At 59.0% G+C, this 18,595-nt stretch carries 13 protein-coding genes; 6 read left to right on the forward strand and 7 right to left on the reverse strand.

What is annotated here, in order from left to right:
- Positions 1–24: 24 nt before the first annotated feature.
- The 6 genes from infB to HCF10_RS22955 all read left to right on the forward strand — a co-directional run bounded on the left by infB (position 25) and on the right by HCF10_RS22955 (position 7,629).
- Positions 25–2,550, forward strand: a complete 2,526-nt coding sequence (gene infB, locus HCF10_RS22930) for a translation initiation factor IF-2 (protein ID WP_145336555.1) — start codon at positions 25–27, stop codon at positions 2,548–2,550.
- Positions 2,551–2,710: 160 nt separating this feature from the next.
- Complete coding sequence (rbfA, locus tag HCF10_RS22935) at positions 2,711–3,106, forward strand: 30S ribosome-binding factor RbfA (RefSeq protein ID WP_003176137.1); 396 nt, start codon at positions 2,711–2,713, stop codon at positions 3,104–3,106.
- 3 nt (positions 3,107–3,109) lie between these two features.
- On the forward strand, positions 3,110–4,027 hold the full coding sequence (gene truB / locus HCF10_RS22940; protein ID WP_131699406.1) for a tRNA pseudouridine(55) synthase TruB: 918 nt from the start codon (positions 3,110–3,112) through the stop codon (positions 4,025–4,027).
- 115 nt (positions 4,028–4,142) lie between these two features.
- Positions 4,143–4,412 carry a 30S ribosomal protein S15 gene (rpsO, locus tag HCF10_RS22945; protein ID WP_003176135.1) on the forward strand — a complete coding sequence of 90 codons (270 nt, stop codon included), beginning with the start codon at positions 4,143–4,145 and terminating at the stop codon, positions 4,410–4,412.
- A 195-nt stretch (positions 4,413–4,607) separates the two neighbouring features.
- Positions 4,608–6,713 (forward strand): polyribonucleotide nucleotidyltransferase, encoded by a 2,106-nt coding sequence (pnp, locus tag HCF10_RS22950; protein ID WP_027605371.1) that lies wholly within the window; start codon positions 4,608–4,610, stop codon positions 6,711–6,713.
- Positions 6,714–7,008: 295 nt separating this feature from the next.
- A complete protein-coding gene (locus HCF10_RS22955; protein ID WP_131699407.1) occupies positions 7,009–7,629 on the forward strand; it encodes a BON domain-containing protein in 621 nt (206 codons plus the stop codon).
- A gap of 181 nt (positions 7,630–7,810) precedes the next feature.
- On the opposite strand, the gene HCF10_RS22960 is transcribed toward HCF10_RS22955, so the two are convergent.
- From HCF10_RS22960 to panB, 7 genes are all read right to left on the reverse strand, one after another.
- A complete protein-coding gene (locus HCF10_RS22960) occupies positions 7,811–10,744 on the reverse strand; it encodes a DUF748 domain-containing protein (protein WP_167656470.1) in 2,934 nt (977 codons plus the stop codon).
- Between the two features lie 87 nt (positions 10,745–10,831).
- A complete protein-coding gene (locus HCF10_RS22965; RefSeq protein ID WP_131699409.1) occupies positions 10,832–11,848 on the reverse strand; it encodes a class I SAM-dependent rRNA methyltransferase in 1,017 nt (338 codons plus the stop codon).
- Positions 11,849–11,915: 67 nt separating this feature from the next.
- The gene (locus HCF10_RS22970; RefSeq protein ID WP_167656471.1) at positions 11,916–12,785 is read right to left on the reverse strand and encodes an oxygenase MpaB family protein; all 870 of its coding nucleotides are present in this window, start codon (positions 12,783–12,785) and stop codon (positions 11,916–11,918) included.
- Positions 12,786–12,801: 16 nt separating this feature from the next.
- Positions 12,802–14,739, reverse strand: a complete 1,938-nt coding sequence (acs, locus tag HCF10_RS22975; RefSeq protein ID WP_167656472.1) for an acetate--CoA ligase — start codon at positions 14,737–14,739, stop codon at positions 12,802–12,804.
- Between the two features lie 105 nt (positions 14,740–14,844).
- Positions 14,845–16,509 (reverse strand): glucose-6-phosphate isomerase, encoded by a 1,665-nt coding sequence (gene pgi / locus HCF10_RS22980; protein WP_090399768.1) that lies wholly within the window; start codon positions 16,507–16,509, stop codon positions 14,845–14,847.
- 223 nt (positions 16,510–16,732) lie between these two features.
- Complete coding sequence (gene panC, locus HCF10_RS22985; protein ID WP_131699412.1) at positions 16,733–17,584, reverse strand: pantoate--beta-alanine ligase; 852 nt, start codon at positions 17,582–17,584, stop codon at positions 16,733–16,735.
- Entirely contained in the window at positions 17,581–18,381 is an 801-nt protein-coding gene (gene panB / locus HCF10_RS22990) for a 3-methyl-2-oxobutanoate hydroxymethyltransferase (protein WP_145336547.1), read from the reverse strand. Before panB ends, panC begins: the two co-directional genes overlap by 4 nt.
- Between the last annotated feature and the right edge of the window lie 214 nt (positions 18,382–18,595).

Consider the following 18,595-nt stretch of genomic DNA (forward strand, 5'->3'; position numbering starts at 1 on the left):
GGCGCGGCCTGAGGAGAGAAGTGCATGACGCAAGTCACGGTGAAACAACTGGCCGATGAGGTCAAAACACCGGTAGAGCGCCTGTTGCAGCAGATGCGTGAGGCAGGTCTGCCGCACACCGCCGCCGATGAAGGTGTGAGCGATAGTGAGAAGCAGTCTTTGCTGACTCACTTGAAGAGCAGCCACAAGGCGAAAGTGGAAGAACCGCGCAAGATTACATTGCAGCGCAAAACCACCAGCACCCTGCGTGTTGCGGGTAGCAAGAGCATCAGCGTTGAAGTACGTAAGAAGAAAGTCTTCGTACAGCGCAGCCCGGAAGAAATTGAAGCCGAGCGCAAACGCGAACTGGAAGAACGTCGCGCAGTAGAAAATGCTGCACGTCAGAAGGCTGAAGAAGAAGCCAAGCGTCGCGCTGAAGAAGAAGCGCGTCGCCAGCCTGCTGCTGCGCAAACTGCTTCCACTGAAGCAGTCGCCGCGCCTAGCGCTCCTGTAGAGGCTGTGCGTGAGGCTGCTCCGGCTGCCGCAGCACCAGCGCCTGCAGCTGATGCCCGCAAGCGTGACGAACCTCGTCGTCCGGATAAACCACGTGCCGACGATAACAATCGTCGCGGTGGTGGTGGCGATGGCGAGCGTAAAAACGCTCCGCATCGTGCTTCGGTCAAAGAGAAAGCGCCTGCTCCACGCGTTGCCCCACGTACTACCGACGAAGAAAGCGATAGCTTCCGTCGTGGTGGTCGTGGCAAGGCCAAGCTGAAGAAACGCAACGCCCACGGTTTCCAGAGCCCAACCGGCCCTGTCGTGCGTGATGTGCAGATCGGCGAGACCATCACTGTTGGCGACCTTGCCAACCAGATGTCGGTCAAGGCAGCTGAAATCATCAAGTTCATGTTCAAACTGGGTACTCCAGCGACCATCAACCAGGTGCTTGATCAGGAAACTGCTCAACTGGTAGCCGAAGAACTGGGCCACAAAGTGACCCTGGTCAGCGACACCGCCCTGGAAGATTCCCTGGCAGAGTCCCTGAAGTTTGAAGGTGAGACGTTCTCCCGTGCGCCAGTCGTGACCGTAATGGGCCACGTTGACCATGGTAAGACTTCGCTGCTCGACTACATCCGTCGTGCCAAGGTAGCTGCTGGCGAAGCCGGTGGTATCACCCAGCACATCGGTGCGTACCACGTTGAAACCGAGCGCGGCATGGTCACCTTCCTCGACACCCCTGGTCACGCCGCGTTTACCGCAATGCGTGCCCGTGGTGCCAAGGCGACTGACATTGTGATCCTGGTTGTTGCAGCGGACGACGGCGTGATGCCGCAGACCATTGAAGCTGTCCAGCACGCTAAAGCCGCTGGTGTTCCTCTGGTTGTTGCCGTGAACAAGATCGACAAGCCGGGCGCCGATCTCGATCGCATCCGTAGCGAACTGTCGGTTCATGGCGTGACGTCTGAAGAGTGGGGCGGTGATACGCCGTTCGTTTCGGTTTCGGCGAAAGTCGGTACTGGCGTGGACGAACTGCTCGAAGCTGTCCTGCTGCAAGCTGAAGTACTTGAGCTGAAAGCAACCCCGTCGGCCCCAGGTCGTGGTGTTGTGGTTGAGTCGCGTCTCGACAAAGGTCGTGGCCCGGTTGCAACCGTACTGGTTCAAGACGGTACTCTGCGTCAAGGCGATATGGTACTGGTCGGTTCGAACTATGGCCGTGTACGTGCCATGCTCGACGAGAACGGCAAGCCAATCAAGGAAGCCGGTCCTTCCATCCCTGTCGAGATCCTCGGCCTGGACGGTACTCCGGACGCCGGCGACGAGATGAGCGTGCTGTCTGACGAGAAGAAAGCCCGTGAAGTGGCTTTGTTCCGCCAAGGCAAGTTCCGCGAAGTCAAACTGGCTCGCGCTCACGCCGGCAAGCTGGAAAACATCTTCGAGAACATGGGCCAGGCAGAGAAGAAGACGCTTAATATCGTCCTCAAATCTGACGTTCGTGGTTCCCTCGAAGCGTTGAACGGCGCCTTGAATGGCCTGGGTAACGACGAAGTGCAAGTGCGTGTTGTGGGTGGCGGTGTCGGTGGTATCACCGAATCCGACGCCAACCTGGCGCTGGCTTCCAACGCTGTACTGTTTGGCTTCAACGTGCGTGCCGATGCTGGCGCTCGCAAGATTGTCGAGCAGGAAGGCCTGGACATGCGTTACTACAACGTCATCTACGACATCATCGAAGACGTCAAGAAAGCCCTCACCGGCATGCTTGGCAGCGACGTCCGCGAGAACATCCTGGGTATCGCCGAAGTACGTGACGTGTTCCGCTCGCCGAAATTTGGTGCGATCGCCGGTTGCATGGTTATCGAAGGTACCGTGTACCGTAACCGTCCAATCCGTGTACTGCGTGAAGACATCGTTATCTTCGAAGGCGAGCTGGAATCCCTGCGCCGCTTCAAGGATGACGCTTCCGAAGTGCGTGCCGGCATGGAATGCGGTATCGGCGTCAAGAGCTACAACGACGTCAAGGCTGGCGACAAGATCGAAGTCTACGAGAAGGTTCAGGTTGCTCGCAGCCTCTAACTCGCGCACTTCCGGAGCCACGCCGTGTGTGGGCATGCAAATGCCCCGCAAAGCGTACGGACTCTAAACGCAACGCCCGGTCTGGCTTTTGTCAGGCCGGGCGTTTGCCGCTTTCAGACCCCATGGGTTTCCACCGTGTGGCAGTAACAGGTAACAAGACATGGCAAAAGAATACAGCCGTACCCAGCGTATCGGCGATCAGATGCAGCGCGAGCTGGCCCAACTGATCCGTCGCGAAGTTAAAGACCCGCGCGTTGGCCTGGTCACCATCACTGCCGTTGAAGTGAGTCGTGACGTGGGTCATGCGAAGATCTTCATCACCGTGATGGGGCAGGACAACAGCGAAGAAATCGCGCAAAGCATCAAGGTGCTCAACTCGGCCGCAGGTTTCCTGCGCATGCAGTTGGCCCGTGAAATGAAGTTGCGCAGCGTGCCCCAGTTGCACTTCCACTACGACGAAAGCGTCGTGCGTGGCGCGCACCTGTCGGCACTGATCGAGCGCGCCGTGGCTGAAGACAGCCAGCACCCATCCACACCTGAAGACGCCAAGGAGTAAGCGGTGGCTCAGGTCAAACGTATCCGTCGCAACGTCAGCGGCATCATTCTGCTCGACAAGCCCATTGGCTTTACCTCCAATGCCGCATTGCAGAAGGTTCGCTGGTTGCTCAATGCCGAGAAGGCCGGACATACCGGCAGCCTCGATCCCCTGGCCACCGGCGTACTGCCGTTGTGCTTTGGCGAGGCCACCAAGTTCTCGCAATACCTGCTCGACTCCGACAAGGGTTACGAAACCCTGATGCAACTGGGCAAGACCACCACCACGGCAGACGCCGAAGGTGATGTTTTGCAGGTTCGCGACGTGACCGTTGGTCGTGCTGATATCGAAGCTGCTTTACCTGCTTTTCGTGGGCAAATCAGTCAGATACCGCCGATGTACTCAGCTCTCAAGCGTGATGGGCAACCCCTTTACAAGCTGGCACGTGCGGGCGAAGTAGTGGAGCGCGAACCGCGTTCTGTTACTATTGCGCGCTTGGAATTGCTCGCCTGTGAAGGTGACACCGCACGCCTGGCCGTGGACTGCAGCAAAGGCACCTATATCCGTACCCTGGTGGAAGATATTGGTGAACAGCTCGGTTGCGGCGCGTATGTTGCAGAGCTGCGACGCACCCAGGCAGGACCTTTCAGCCTGGCCCAGACGGTCACGCTGGAAGAGTTGGAAGCGGTACACGCTGAAGGCGGCAACGAAGCGATTGATCGCTTCCTGATGCCATCGGACAGCGGTTTGCTGGATTGGCCATTGCTGCACTTTTCGGAGCACAGCGCGTTCTACTGGCTTAACGGTCAGCCGGTACGCGCCCCGGATGCCCCGAAGTTCGGCATGGTGCGGGTACAGGATCATAACGGTCGCTTTATCGGTATCGGTGAAGTGAGCGAAGACGGGCGCATCGCGCCACGTCGACTGATTCGGTCAGAATGACCGAACGAGTGTGGCTGTTAACAGGCACGGTCAACACTCATTTTTAGATACAGGGATTTGTCCCTGGCCTGTTGAGACTGCCCTTTGGGTGGTTTCCTGAAAAAAGGATTGCCTCATGGCTCTCGACGTTCAAGAAAAAGCACAAATCGTAGCTGACTATCAGCAAGCTGTTGGTGACACTGGTTCGCCAGAAGTGCAAGTTGCACTGCTGACCCACAACATCAACAAGCTGCAAGGTCACTTCAAGGCCAACGGTAAAGATCACCACTCCCGTCGTGGTCTGATCCGCATGGTAAACCAGCGCCGTAAGCTGCTGGACTACCTGAAAGGCAAGGATCTGGGTCGTTATCAGGCTCTGATCGGTCGCCTGGGTCTGCGTCGCTAATCAGCGATTGCGCTAGAGGTTGGTTGTCTGCCGTGTGTCAGTGGGATTCCCACTGGCCCATGGTAGGCTCCCAGCCTCAAGTTTTATCTGGATACACGTTTTACCCCTGGACAAGGGTTGGGCCGATTCCCGACATTGCCCAAGAATTTCGCAAGAAGACAAGTTCCCCAAGAGCCACAAAGAAGGTAGGACACCGTGAACCCGGTTATCAAAAAATTCCAGTTCGGTCAGTCGACCGTTACCCTCGAGACAGGCCGTATCGCCCGTCAAGCCTCCGGCGCAGTGCTGGTTACCGTTGACGACGACGTTACCGTATTGGTGACCGTTGTTGGCGCCAAGCACGCCGACCCAAGCAAAGGCTTCTTCCCTCTTTCTGTCCACTACCAGGAAAAGACTTACGCTGCCGGTAAGATCCCTGGCGGTTTCTTCAAGCGTGAAGGTCGTCCTTCCGAGAAAGAAACCCTGACTTCCCGACTGATCGACCGTCCGATCCGTCCGCTGTTCCCAGAAGGCTTCATGAACGAAGTGCAGGTTGTCTGCACCGTCGTTTCCACCAGCAAGAAGACCGATCCGGACGTCGCTGCGATGATCGGTACCTCGGCTGCCCTGGCCATCTCCGGTATTCCTTTCGATGGCCCGATCGGCGCAGCCCGCGTTGCTTTCCACGAAAGCACCGGTTACCTGCTGAACCCGACTTACGAGCAACTGAAAGCGTCGAGCCTGGACATGGTCGTTGCCGGTACTTCGGAAGCCGTGTTGATGGTTGAATCGGAAGCCAAAGAGCTGACCGAAGACCAGATGCTGGGCGCCGTACTGTTTGCTCACGACGAGTTCCAGGTTGTGATCAACGCTGTTAAAGAACTGGCTGCCGAAGCTGCCAAGCCTACCTGGGCCTGGGCTCCGCAAGCCGAAGCCACCGAACTGCTGGGCGCTATCCGCTCCGAGTTCGGCACTGCGATCTCCGACGCCTACACCATCACCGTCAAGGCCGACCGTTACGCTCGCCTGGGTGAGCTGAAGGATCAGGTTGTTGCCAAGCTGTCCGGCGAAGAAGGCCAGCCTTCTTCCAGCGAAGTCAAAGCAGCCTTCGGTGAGATCGAATACCGCACCGTTCGCGAAAACATCGTTAACGGCAAGCCACGTATCGACGGCCGCGACACTCGCACCGTACGCCCGCTGAACATCGAAGTCGGCGTTCTGCCGAAGACTCACGGTTCGGCACTGTTCACCCGTGGCGAAACCCAAGCCCTGGTCGTCGCCACCCTGGGTACTGCCCGTGACGCACAGTTGCTGGATACCCTGGAAGGCGAGAAAAAAGACCCGTTCATGCTGCACTACAACTTCCCTCCGTTCTCGGTGGGCGAGTGTGGTCGCATGGGTGGTGCTGGTCGTCGCGAAATCGGTCACGGCCGTCTGGCCCGTCGCTCGGTCCAGGCCATGCTGCCTGCTGCTGACGTGTTCCCGTACACCATCCGTGTTGTGTCGGAAATCACCGAGTCCAACGGTTCCAGCTCCATGGCTTCGGTCTGCGGTGCTTCCCTGGCTCTGATGGACGCTGGTGTGCCGATGAAGGCACCGGTGGCCGGTATCGCCATGGGCCTGGTTAAAGAAGGCGAGAAGTTCGCCATCCTGACCGACATCCTGGGTGACGAAGACCACCTGGGCGACATGGACTTCAAAGTAGCCGGTACCGCCAAAGGTGTTACCGCGCTGCAGATGGACATCAAGATCAAGGGCATCACCGAAGAGATCATGGAAATCGCCCTGGGCCAAGCCCTGGAAGCGCGCCTGAACATCCTCGGTCAGATGAACCAGATCATTGGTCAGTCCCGTACCGAACTGTCGGAAAATGCTCCGACCATGATCGCGATGAAAATCGACACCGACAAAATCCGTGATGTTATCGGTAAAGGCGGCGCGACCATTCGTGCGATCTGTGAAGAGACCAAGGCTTCGATCGACATCGAAGACGACGGCTCGATCAAGATCTTCGGCGAAACCAAGGAAGCTGCAGAAGCTGCACGTCAGCGCGTCCTGGGCATCACCGCTGAAGCCGAGATCGGCAAGATCTACGTCGGTAAGGTTGAGCGCATCGTCGACTTCGGCGCATTCGTCAACATCCTGCCAGGCAAAGACGGTTTGGTTCACATCTCCATGCTGAGCGACGCTCGCGTTGAGAAAGTGACCGACATTCTGAAAGAAGGCCAGGAAGTGGAAGTGCTGGTATTGGACGTGGACAACCGCGGCCGTATCAAGCTGTCCATCAAGGACGTAGCAGCAGCCAAGGCTTCGGGCGTTTAATTACCCCAGACTTCACGCTGAAAAAGAGGACTCTTCGGAGTCCTTTTTTTATGCCTGAAGGAAAATGTCGAAAAATCAGACGCTTAGTAAATCCAAGAAACCGCAACTTGCACGCAGGCACGATCGCCTTCATGCAAATTGCACGATTCCGAAATTAGGAGATTTTTATAAGTGCATGATTTTTAAGAATTTAATATGCGTTCGAGACTTGGCACACTGCCTGCAATAACCCTGTTAACGCTGCAGCATCAAGGTTCACACACTGCAGACTTTCAATAAAACAGGAGTTACTCGTATGAAGAAGTTCGCTCTCGCTACTGCCACCGCTCTGACCCTGGCCATGGGTGCTAACGTGGCCTTTGCTCAGACTTCCCAAGCTCCAATGACCCTGGCGGCTGGTGAGGCCACCAAGGCAAAAGAAAGCGTTTCGGATACTTGGATCACCACCAAAGTTAAATCCGATCTGCTGACTGAAAAAGGCATTCCTGGGTCGGACATCAAGGTTGAGACCAACAAAGGTGTGGTTTCCCTGTCTTCGACCGCAGCCATTTCGGACTCGCAGAAAGAAACTGCCGTAGCGATCACCAAGAAAATCAAAGGTGTAACCGCAGTTTCTGCTGACGGCCTGCTGGCTGGCGGCGCTACCAAGGCAGACAACATCGACAAAACCAAAGGCGCAGCGGCTGACGCCAAAGGCGCAACCTCCGATACCTGGATCACCACCAAAGTCAAAGCTGACCTGGTAACCGAGAAAGGCATTCCTGGTACCGACATCAAAGTCGAAACCAACAAGGGTGTAGTTTCCCTGTCCTCTTCGGTCGCTGTGACCGAGGCACAGAAAACGACCGCGGTGAACATCACCAAGAAAATCAAAGGCGTTAAAGCTGTATCGGCCGATGGCCTGAAAGCAGAGTAACGCTCAAGAACTCGTCTGAACTAGCGGCGGCGGCGAGTGAGTTAGATATCCACTCAATGCACCTCTAATTTTCATGCGACCGACCACACGGATGTGGTCATTACAGGCCCCGGCACTTCTGTGTCGGGGCCTGTTCTATTTGGGGCGGGAAATCAGTGCGGTAGCGGCTTGGCGTTGACGCCTACTCGGCGTCCAGATGCATCTGCGTTATCACCCGACCATCTTTCTCTGCTTGGCCCAGTTGCGCGTCAATGAAGTAAACCCGGTCGTCCTCCAGCTGCGCTTTATCTACCAAGTAGTCCTTGATGGTGCTTGCACGGTCCTGGCCCAACTGGCGCAGCAGCACGTCACTGCCACTCCAGAACCTGATGACGCCCTCTTTCAACTTGGCGGAGCGCTCACTGCTGCTCAGGTCCTTCCATTCTGCGGGAGGCTGCTGTTTCAAGCGGGTACGGTAAATACCTTCGAGCAAGGGTGCTTTTTCGCTCTCAGGGACTTCCAGCAAGGACGCCTGGGCCGGGACTTTCTCGCCCCGGCGCTGCAGCATTTTGTAGTAGTTGTATTGGTATTCCCGCTCCAGCCGCTGGGCCGCCAGGAATGGGCCGTCGCTGCTAGCTGCGGCCGTGCCTTCGATTTCCAGGCGTAGAGTAGGGCGTTCTTTCAGCGCCTTGGCCAAGGTGTTCAGGGCGCCTTCGGCGTCTTTGTTCAACTCGCTGGAGCCCGCCGCGAACGACACGCTGCCCAGGTCCTCCGCTCCGCCTCCGGTGACCAACCCGCCAATAAACTTGAACGGCGCAGTGGCCGCTCGTACCACCAGATTGCGCAGGGTTTGCCACACAATTGGCATCACGCTGAATTGCGGGTTATTCAGGTCGCCGGATACGGGCAGTTCGATGGAGATCTTGCCATCGCTGTCCTTGAGCAAGGCGATTGCCAGACGAATCGGCAAGTCCACGGCATCGGCGCTGTCGACTTTTTCGCCCAGTTGCAATTGCTCGACCACCACTTTGTTCTCAGCCTTCAACTGGCCCTTGGTGATCACGTAGTGCAGGTCAAGGTTGAGGCGGCCCTTGCGGATGCGGAAGCCGGCGAACTTGCCCGAGTAAGGCGTCAGCGTGGTCAACTCGACACGTTTGAAGCTGGTGGCGATGTCCAACGCCGCCATCGGGTCAAACGGGTTCACGCTGCCTTTGATGGTGACCGGTGCATAACGGTCCACCTTGCCCTTGATGTCAACGCTCGCCGGCTTGGCCTGGCGACTGTCGATGGTGCCGATCTGCCCATTGAGCTGTTGGATCGCAGTGGCGAAGTTGGGGGTGAGGCTGAAGTCGGCGAAGTTGGCCGAACCGTCGTTGATCGCAATCTGCCCGATATGGATACCCAGCGGCTTGTCTTTGCTCGGGGCAGGTTTGGCTGACGATTTGGCGCCACTGTCGGCTGGCTGCGGGATCAGCAAGTCGTCGACGTTGGTGGTGCGATCATCGTTGATCATGAACCGCGCATACGGTTGCAGAAGGTTGACCTTGTTGATCGTCAGGCTGTCGCCGTGTTGGTAGTTCACACCCTCCAGCACCAGTCGCTGCCATTTGAGGAAATCGCGGGTCTTGAGGGTGTCCAGGGTGTGCAACTGGTCGACCTGCGCGCGGCCGGTGACCTGCAGCGCCAGGGGATCGGTGCTTTTCAGGTTCACGTCGAGGTCGCTGCCAAGCATGCCACTACGCAGTTCCAGACGGATAAACGGGCTGATATAGGACTGTGCGACTCGCAGGTCGATGTCCCTGGTATTGACCTTCAACCTGGCGCTGACCGGGTTGAGGTTGACCGTGCCGGTCGCCTGGATCTTGCCCTGCTTGCCCAGGCCGGTGTCGACCTTCAGGGTAAAGGGGCTCTGGTTGAGGCTATCGAAGTTCTGCACGTCGATGTTCAACGGGCCCAGCTCCAGCGCTACCGCTGGTTTGGCCTGACGGTCGGCCAAGTGCACTTGGTAGTTGCGCAGTTGTACATCCTTGAGCAGCACTTGCCAGGGCTTGCTTGGGGCGACGGGCGCAGGCTTTGGCGAGTCGGCAGTGGCTGGTGCAGTGGCAGGCTCCGGCGCCTTGGCCGGTTTGCTCGGCTGGCTGGCGAACAGTTTTTGCCAGTCCAGTTGCCCATCCGCTTCGCGAGCCGCCCAGGTCTCGAGTTTATTGCTGCGGATCTTGCCGACCACCACCTGCTGTTTGGCCAGGTCCACCGTGGTCTCGCTGACGTCCAAGCGCTCCAAGCGCACCAACGGCCGGCCATCCGGGGCCTTGATAGCGAACGGTGCGATGCTGGCGGCGGTGTTGGTCAGGTTCAGCTCGGTCTCTTTGGCCAGGCTGAACCTGTACTCGGTACTGAAGTTGAGCACGCCGTCTTCCAGCACCAGGGGTAAGGCGTCACGCACGTAAGGCCACCAGGCTTTCATCTTGCCACCGGTGACCTTCAGCGTACCTTCGGAGGTGATCGGCACCAGGCTGAAGTTGCCTTTCCAGTCGATCTGCCCACCTTCAGGGCCGGCGGCCACCAAGGTCATGTCCGCATTGTCTTCCGGCAGGGTGCTGAGGTTCTTCAGCTCGAAGTCGAGCGTGTCGTAGAGGAATTCGATAGGTTCGCTGGGGCGCAAGTCTTGAAAATGCACGTAACCGCCGGCCAGCTTGATGCTGTCGACGCGCAGCGGGAACGGTTTGGCGTCGGGGTTAGCAGGGGTAGGCTCGCTCGGTGGCAGCTTGAACAACTGCGCCAGATTCAGCTGGCCTGATTTGTCGAACAACAACTCGGTCTTGGGCTTGTCCAGTTGCACATCAGCCAGGTGCAGGGCGCGGGTCCACAGGCTATCGACCTGCAGGTTGGCGTAAAGCCGTTCGAAACCTACCTGTTCCTTACCGGGCTCGCCGATCTTCAAGCCCCACACCGTTACTTCCAGGCTGAACGGGTTAAGTTCGATCCGTTCGATGCGTGCTGGCACTGTGGCGTAATTGGCCAACTGTTGGTTGGCAATGCGAAGGGCGATGCCAGGCAAAATCAGAAAGCCCAGCAAGCTGTACAACGCGAGGGCAGTCAACAAGGCGCCAGCGGCGCGAATCAATCCTTTGGGCATGGGGCGGCGCCATCTATGTCAAACAGGAGTGCCTTGGAGTATGGCACGGGTTTTCGGTTCCGAAGAACTGGGCCTTTAGGATGCTTCTTACAGTTGAAGTATCAGAGTCTTCAGCGGTGGCTGGTGGTCCTGTGAGGGAAAGTCCGCGCCTGGCGTCATGATTTTCCAGTCCCGCACCGGACGCCCAGCCTTTTGCGCACAACGCAAAACCTGTTCACGCCAATCCTCCAGGCTGACTTTTGCCAGGTTGTTGCAGCAGATCAGCACACCATTGTCGGCTGTAGCGAGCAGTGCAGGCTTGAGCAGGCTCTGGTAGTCACGCAGCAGGTCGACCGTACCGAAGGCACTCTTGGCCCAGGCAGGCGGGTCGAGCAACACCAGGTCATATTGACGCTGCTCCAGGCGCGGGTAGCTCGGCAGTTTCTGCCCGCGACGTTGGGTGATCGGCAGCCCGGCCAGTTGGCGAATCGCCGGGAAGTAATCCGATTGCACGAACTCCATGGTGGGAAGCTGTGGATTGAGTCGACCGTTTTCACGTCCCACCGCCAGGTTGCCCTCGGCGAAGTCCAGGTTGCATACCTCGCGCGCACCACCGGCAGCGGCGCTCAGGCCCACCCCACAGGTGTAGGCAAACAGGTTCAATACGCTTTTGCCGGCGCTGTGGTCTTTGACCCATCCGCGCGTATTGCGCAGGTCAAGGAACAGCAGCGGGTCCTGGCCAGCGTGGCGACCACGTACACGGTAATTGAGGCCCCATTCGTGGCCCACCAGGTCTTCCAGCGCGGCAGGTTCTGCGCGGTATACCGAATCTTCGCGATCGACACGCGAGTTGCCGCGGGAGCGGTCGTTGTATACCAGCAGCAACTCGAGGCCCATGTACTGGTTGATCACTTGGTGCAGGTCCAGCAGGTCGGCGGTCTCCAGCGACTGATGGAAGCTTTGCACCAGTAACTGTGGGCCATAGCGGTCGATGGTCAGGCCGCCGGCGCCTTCCTGGCTGCCATGGAACAGCCGATAGCAGTCGGTGCCCTGGGCGTGCAGCTCGTTGATCAGGTCTTGGCGATGATCGAGGGCGGCGCGCAGCGCCTGATTCAAGGGAAACATGGAGCGCGCCTTGCTTAGGTAAATGGGGGAAATAAAGGCGCGGAGTTTAACAGCTATGGCGCGTTGCCTACATCAACCCCATCCGCCGGTGTGCACGCTGCACCGAACCATTGCGCATCGCCCAGCGCAACAACGGCGCGCTGCGCTTGACCCCGGCGCGGATCATCTGGCGTTGCAGCGGGCTCTGGTGCTGATCGAGCAGGGTGCTGGCCCAGTCCGGCAGCAGGTCGATCCCGGCTTGCATCATCAAGGCGCCAAATGGCTTGGCCAGCGTGCTGGGGGAGGGAGCGTTCAGCAACAGGCGCAGCACTTCGCGGCTGCGCTCGTCGCACAGCAATTGCGGGCGGATATTCTCAAGGTAATCGGAAATTTCCTGCCGTGAATGCGGCACATGCTGCGCGCCCAGCCGTTCTGCGACGACGGCGATCTCGCTGTAGTAACGGTCCTGATCACGGCCAGAGAGGTGCGGGTTGCGATAGCGCAAGTGGGCAGCAAGAAAGTTGCTCACCTCCGCCACATGCACCCAGGTCAGCAGCTCTGGATCGCTGGCCGCGTAAGGCCTCCCGTCCGGGGCATGGCCAACCACCTGCAGGTGAATGGTGCGCACTTTTTCGATCAGCCAGTCGGCGTCTTTGCGCGAGCCGAACGTGGTGCCGGAAATGAACTGTGAGGTCCGCCGCAAACGCCCAAGCATGTCCTGGCGAAAATTCGAATGGTCCCACACGCCAGCCAGGGCCAATGGGTGCAAGGCTTGCAGCATCAAAGCGCTGATGCCGCCGATGAGCATGCTGCTGAAGTCGCCATGGACTTGCCAGCTGACCGAGTCCGGCCCGAACAGGCCTGGATCGCCCTTGGGGTTTTCCAGGTCCAGTTGGCCCAGTGACAAGCCGGTGAGGCTCATCAACTGGGTTTCGATACGGCTGCGGATAAATTCCATGGCGACTCGGGTTTTCCTATCGGTTCAGGCGTTTGTCGATCAGGCCGTCGACGACGCTGGGGTCGGCCAGGGTAGAGGTATCACCCAGGCTATCCAGTTCATTGCAGGCGATCTTGCGCAAAATCCGGCGCATGATCTTACCGGATCGGGTTTTCGGCAAGGCCGGTGCCCATTGGATCAATTCGGGCTTGGCAAAGCTGCCTATTTCCTTGCTGACCAGTTCCAGCAGGTGTTTTTTCAGCGCATCGCTGGGTTCGACGCCATTCATGGGGGTGACGAAGGCATAGATGCCCTGGCCCTTGACGTCGTGGGGGTAGCCCACCACGGCGGCCTCGGCCACCTGGTCATGCAGTACCAGCGCACTTTCTACCTCGGCGGTGCCGATACGGTGGCCGGACACGTTGATCACATCGTCGATACGCCCGGTAATCCAGTAGTCGCCGTCCTCATCGCGACGCGCGCCGTCACCGGTGAAATAGTAGCCGGGGTAGGGTTTGAAATAGGTGTCGACCATACGCTGCGGATCGCCGTAGACGCTGCGAATCTGCCCCGGCCAACTGGCCTTGATCGCCAGTACGCCGCTGCCGGCACCACTGATGACCTTGCCTTGTTCATCCAACAGCACGGGCTGTACGCCAAACATCGGCTGGGTGGCGCAACCTGGTTTGATGCGCTGGGCGCTGACCAGCGGGCTGAGCATGATGCCGCCGGTCTCGGTCTGCCACCAGGTATCGACAATAGGGCAACGCTGTTCGCCCACCGCGTTGAAGTACCAGTCCCAGGCTTCCGGGTTGATCGGCTCACCGACGCTGCCCAGCAGGCGCAGGCTGGCGCGGGAAGTCGTCTCCAGCGGGCCGTGGCCCTCGCGCATCAATGCACGCAAGGCGGTGGGGGCGGTATAGAAGATATTCACCTGATGTTTATCGATGACCTGCCAGAAGCGTGAACTGTCCGGGTAGCTCGGCACACCTTCGAACATCAGCGAGGTGGCGCCATTGGCCAGCGGCCCGTACACGATGTAACTATGACCGGTGACCCAACCCACATCGGCGGTGCACCAGAACACCTCACCGTCGCGGTAATCGAGTACGTACTTGAAGGTCATTGCCGCCTGGAGCAGGTAGCCGCCCGTGGTGTGCAGCACGCCCTTGGGTTTACCGGTGCTGCCGGAGGTGTAGAGGATAAACAGCGGGTCTTCGGCGTCCATCGGTGCGGGAGGGCAATCCTCGCTCGCCGCATCCAGGGCTTGTTGATACTTGAGGTCGCGGCCTTCGCTCCAGTTCACTTGGGCGCCGGTGCGTTGTACGACCAGTACCGAGCTGACGTTGGGGCAACTCGCCAGGGCCTTGTCGACATTCTGTTTCAACGCCACCGGCTTACCACCGCGCACGCCTTCATCGGCAGTGATCACGGTGCGGCAGTCGGCGTCCAGAATGCGGTCGCGCAGGGCGTCCGGTGAGAACCCGCCAAATACCACCGAGTGCACAGCGCCAATCCGTGTGCAAGCCAGCATGGCGTAGGCCGCTTCCGGGATCATCGGCATGTAGATACACACCCGGTCGCCTTTTTTCACACCGCGGCTTTTCAGCACATTGGCCAGGCGGCAGACGTTTTGGTGCAGTTGGCGGTAGGTGATTTTGGAAGATTTTGCAGGATCATCACCTTCCCAGATGAAGGCCGGCTGATCGGCGCGTTGCGCCAGGTGACGGTCGATGCAGTTGTAGCTGACGTTTAACTGGCCACCGGCAAACCATTGGGCGGTACCGGTCTTGATGTCTGACTGCTGGACGGTGTGCCACGGTGTTATCCAGTCGAGAAAGCCCTTGGCCTGTTCGGCCCAGAACGTGTCCGGCTGCTCGACGGATTGGCGATAGAGGCGCTGGTAGTCCTCTTGACTGAGTTGCGCAGCCCGGCGGACGGCATCGGCGGTGGGAAACGTGCTGATATCGAACATGAGCGATCCTTATTCTTGTTTTTGCGACAAGTCATAAAGATGCACCCTGTATGGAGAGGGTTCAAGGCCAACGTCCAAACGGACGTTGGCCTTGCGGTACCTGCATCAGCCGCGGTGACGACCGCGGAAGTAGTTGATCAGGCCCTGGGTCGAAGCGTCTTCGGCCAAGGTTTCTTCGGCGCCGGTGAGGCGATTGTATACGCCCTTGCCCAGCTCCTTGCCCAGCTCCACGCCCCATTGGTCGAAGGCATTTATGCCCCAGATCACGCTTTGCACGAACACTTTATGTTCATACATGGCAACCAGGGCGCCCAAGCGACGCGGGCTGATGCGTTCAACCACGAGCGTGTTGCTCGGACGGTTGCCCGGGATCACCTTGTGCGGTGCCAGCTTCTGCACTTCGTCTTCCGGGATGCCCTTGTCGCGCAGCTCGGCTTCGGCTTCGCTGCGGGTCTTGCCGAGCATCAGTGCCTGGCTTTGGGACAGGCAGTTGGCGTACAGCCATTGATGGTGGTCGGACACCGGGTTGAAGCTGACGATCGGCACGATGAAGTCGGCCGGGATCAGTTGGGTACCTTGGTGCAGCAACTGGTGATAAGCATGTTGGCCGTTGCAGCCGACGCCACCCCAGATTACTGGGCCGGTGTCGGTGGACACCGGTTTGCCGTCCTGGCGCACGCTTTTGCCGTTGGATTCCATGTCCAGCTGCTGCAAGTGCTTGGTGATGTTACGCAGGTAGTGGTCGTACGGCAGGATCGCATGGCTCTGCGCACCCCAGAAGTTGCCGTACCACACGCCCAGCAGGCCCAGCAGCACCGGCATGTTCTGTTCGAACGGCGCGTTCTGGAAATGCTGGTCCATGGTGTAGGCACCGGACAGCAGTTCCTTGAAGTTGGACATGCCGATGGCCAGGGCGATTGGCAGGCCGATGGCCGACCACAACGAATAACGGCCACCTACCCAGTCCCACATCGGGAAGATGTTTTCTTCGCGGATACCGAAGGCCACGGCGGCCGCGTTGTTGCTCGACACGGCGATAAAGTGGCGGTACAGCTCGGCTTCCGAGCCACCCTGAGCCAGGTACCAGGCGCGGGCGGCCTGGGCGTTTTTCAGGGTTTCCAGGGTGTTGAAGGATTTCGACGAGACGATAAACAGCGTGGTCTCGGCGCGCAGCTTCATGGTCAGTTCGTGGAACTCACTGCCATCGATATTCGCCAGGTAGTGGCAGCGCACGCCTTTATGGGCGTAGGACAGCAGCGCTTCAGAGACCAGCTCCGGGCCGAGGAACGAGCCACCGATGCCGATGTTCACCACGTCGGTGATCGGCTTCTCGGTGTAGCCACGCCACAGGCCGTCGTGGATGCGGCCGACCAGATCGGTGATCTGGTTCAGCACTTTATGCACGTCCGGCATGATGTTCACGCCGTTGACCGACAGCTTGTCGCCCACAGGGCGGCGCAGAGCGGTGTGCAGGGCAGGGCGGCCTTCGGAAGAGTTGACCGGTTCGCCGGCGTACAGTGCGTCGATCGCGCCTTTAAGGTTCACTTCCTTGGCAAGGCCCACCAGCAGGTCGCGGGTTTCGCTGGTGATCAGGTTTTTCGAGTAATCGAGGAAAAGTCCGCAGCTGCTCAAGGTGAATTGGGAAAAGCGCTGGGGATCGGCATTGAACGCTTCGCGCATGCTGAAATCCTGCATGGCTTGGCGATGTTGATTGAGCGCTTGCCAGGCGGGCAGAGCGGTAACGTCATGAGGGGTGCGGTAGTACGCCATCGCTGCGGGTTTCCTTTTATTACGGGGACTGCCTTTAGGACACTTCAAAGCCCGGAACATCCAGTCTTATCTCAAGGGTTGGGTTCCAGACAGCGCTAACCATAGCGCAGGGCGATTACATTAAACCTAGCGTGTCGATATGTCTTGGCTTTGTCTGCGCTGTGGCCGGTACTTTTTTATACCGGCACAGCGATCAGGGCAGTCGACGGGGTGTTCGGAGGGGTCAGTCGAGGTTCAGATGCAGGTTGTCGATCAGGCGGGTCGTGCCTAGAAAGGCTGCCACCAGTATCACAATATCCCGATCCTCCGCCGTAGCGGTCCGCAGGTGCACGCCCTGGCGCACTTCGAGGTAGTCCAGGCGCAACCCGGCCGCCTCTATCTGCTGCACCTGTTCGGCACGCAGTCTGGCGAAGTCGTGATCACCGCTTTTGATGGCTGCGGCAATCTGGCTGAGGCTGCGGTACAGCACCGGTGCGATCGCACGTTCTTCTCTGCTGAGAAAACCGTTGCGCGAGGACAGCGCCAGGCCATCATCGGCGCGTACGGTGGGCTCGCCAATGATCTGGATCGGCATGTTCAGGTCATGGACCATGGCGCGAATCACGGCCAGTTGCTGGTAGTCCTTCTGGCCAAATACAGCCATGTCTGGCTGGACCATGTTGAACAATTTGCTGACCACCGTCGCCACACCTTCGAAATGCCCGGGACGGCTGGCGCCGCACAAACCTTCGGACAACTGCGGGACGCTGACACGGGTCTGGCCGGTCATGCCGCCGGGGTACATCTCCTCGACGGTCGGCGCGAACAGCAGGTTGCAGCCGGCCTGCAAGAGCTTTTCCTGGTCGGCGGCCAAGGTGCGAGGGTACTTGTCCAGGTCTTCGCCGGCGCCAAATTGCAGCGGGTTGACGAAAATACTCGCAACGACAAAGTCCGCCTGTTGCACAGCCTTGCTGACCAGGCTGGCATGGCCGCTGTGCAGATTGCCCATGGTGGGCACGAAGCCGATGCGTTTGCCTGCCTTGCGGGCGTGGGCGACGGCGGCTCTGAGTTCGCGTACGGTTTTTACGGTGTTCATGCAGAGAATCCGTGTTCGGCGCCTGGGAAGGTCACGCCTTTGACTTCGGCGACGTAGGCACTCAAGGCGGCGTGGATGCTGTCCTGCCCAGTCATGAAGTTCTTCACGAACTTTGGCACGCGGCCGGTAATCGACAGGCCGAGCATGTCGTGCAGTACCAGCACCTGGCCGTCGGTGGCCGAGCCTGCGCCAATGCCGATCACCGGCACCTTAACAGCCTGGGTGATTTCTGCTGCGAGTTCGCTGGGCACGCATTCGAGCAGGATCATCGCAACGCCCGCCTGTTCCAGGGCGATGGCATCGGCACGCATCTGGCGCGCCTGGGCTTCGTTGCGGCCTTGTACCTTGTAGCCGCCGAGGATGTTCACGGACTGTGGCGTAAGGCCCATATGCGCACAGACTGGCACGCCGCGTTCAGCCAGCAGGCGAATCGACTCGGCGAGCCATACGGCGCCCTCGACTTTGACCATGTGCGCACCGGCACGCATCAGTTTGCCGGCGTTCAGGAAGGTCTGCTCGACGGTGGCGTAATCCATGAAAGGCAGGTCGGCGATGATAAATGCGCCGTCGTTGCCGCGCTTGACGCTGGCGGTGTGGTAGGCCAGTTCATCGGTGGTGACGGGCAGGGTGCTGTCATTCCCTTGAAGGACCATGCCCAGTGAATCGCCCACCAGCAACACTTCAACCCCGGCCTGGCAACTGGCGTGGGCGAAGGTGGCGTCATAGCAGGTCAGCATGGTGATTTTTTCACCTTTGAGCTTGAGGCTCTGCAAGGTGGTCAGGGTAATGTCTGGCATGAAAAGGGTCCTCGTTCAGGCGCTTGGAAACAGCGAGTTACGCGCGTGAGTCTTCGTTTATTCAGGCGCACTGTCTTGAGAGCAGTGCTTATAAGGCCTGGATTGCGCCCTTCAGCGCCGGGTTGGCGGCAGCGGGACGCCTATAGTCGTGAGGAGGACACGGGAAGTCAATTGGATGTGTTACCGCATTGTTACGATGGCGGTGTTACCGCTG

The sequence above is a fragment of the Pseudomonas sp. B14(2022) genome (assembly GCF_012030485.1).
In the GTDB taxonomy this organism is placed as follows: Bacteria; Pseudomonadota; Gammaproteobacteria; order Pseudomonadales; family Pseudomonadaceae; genus Aquipseudomonas.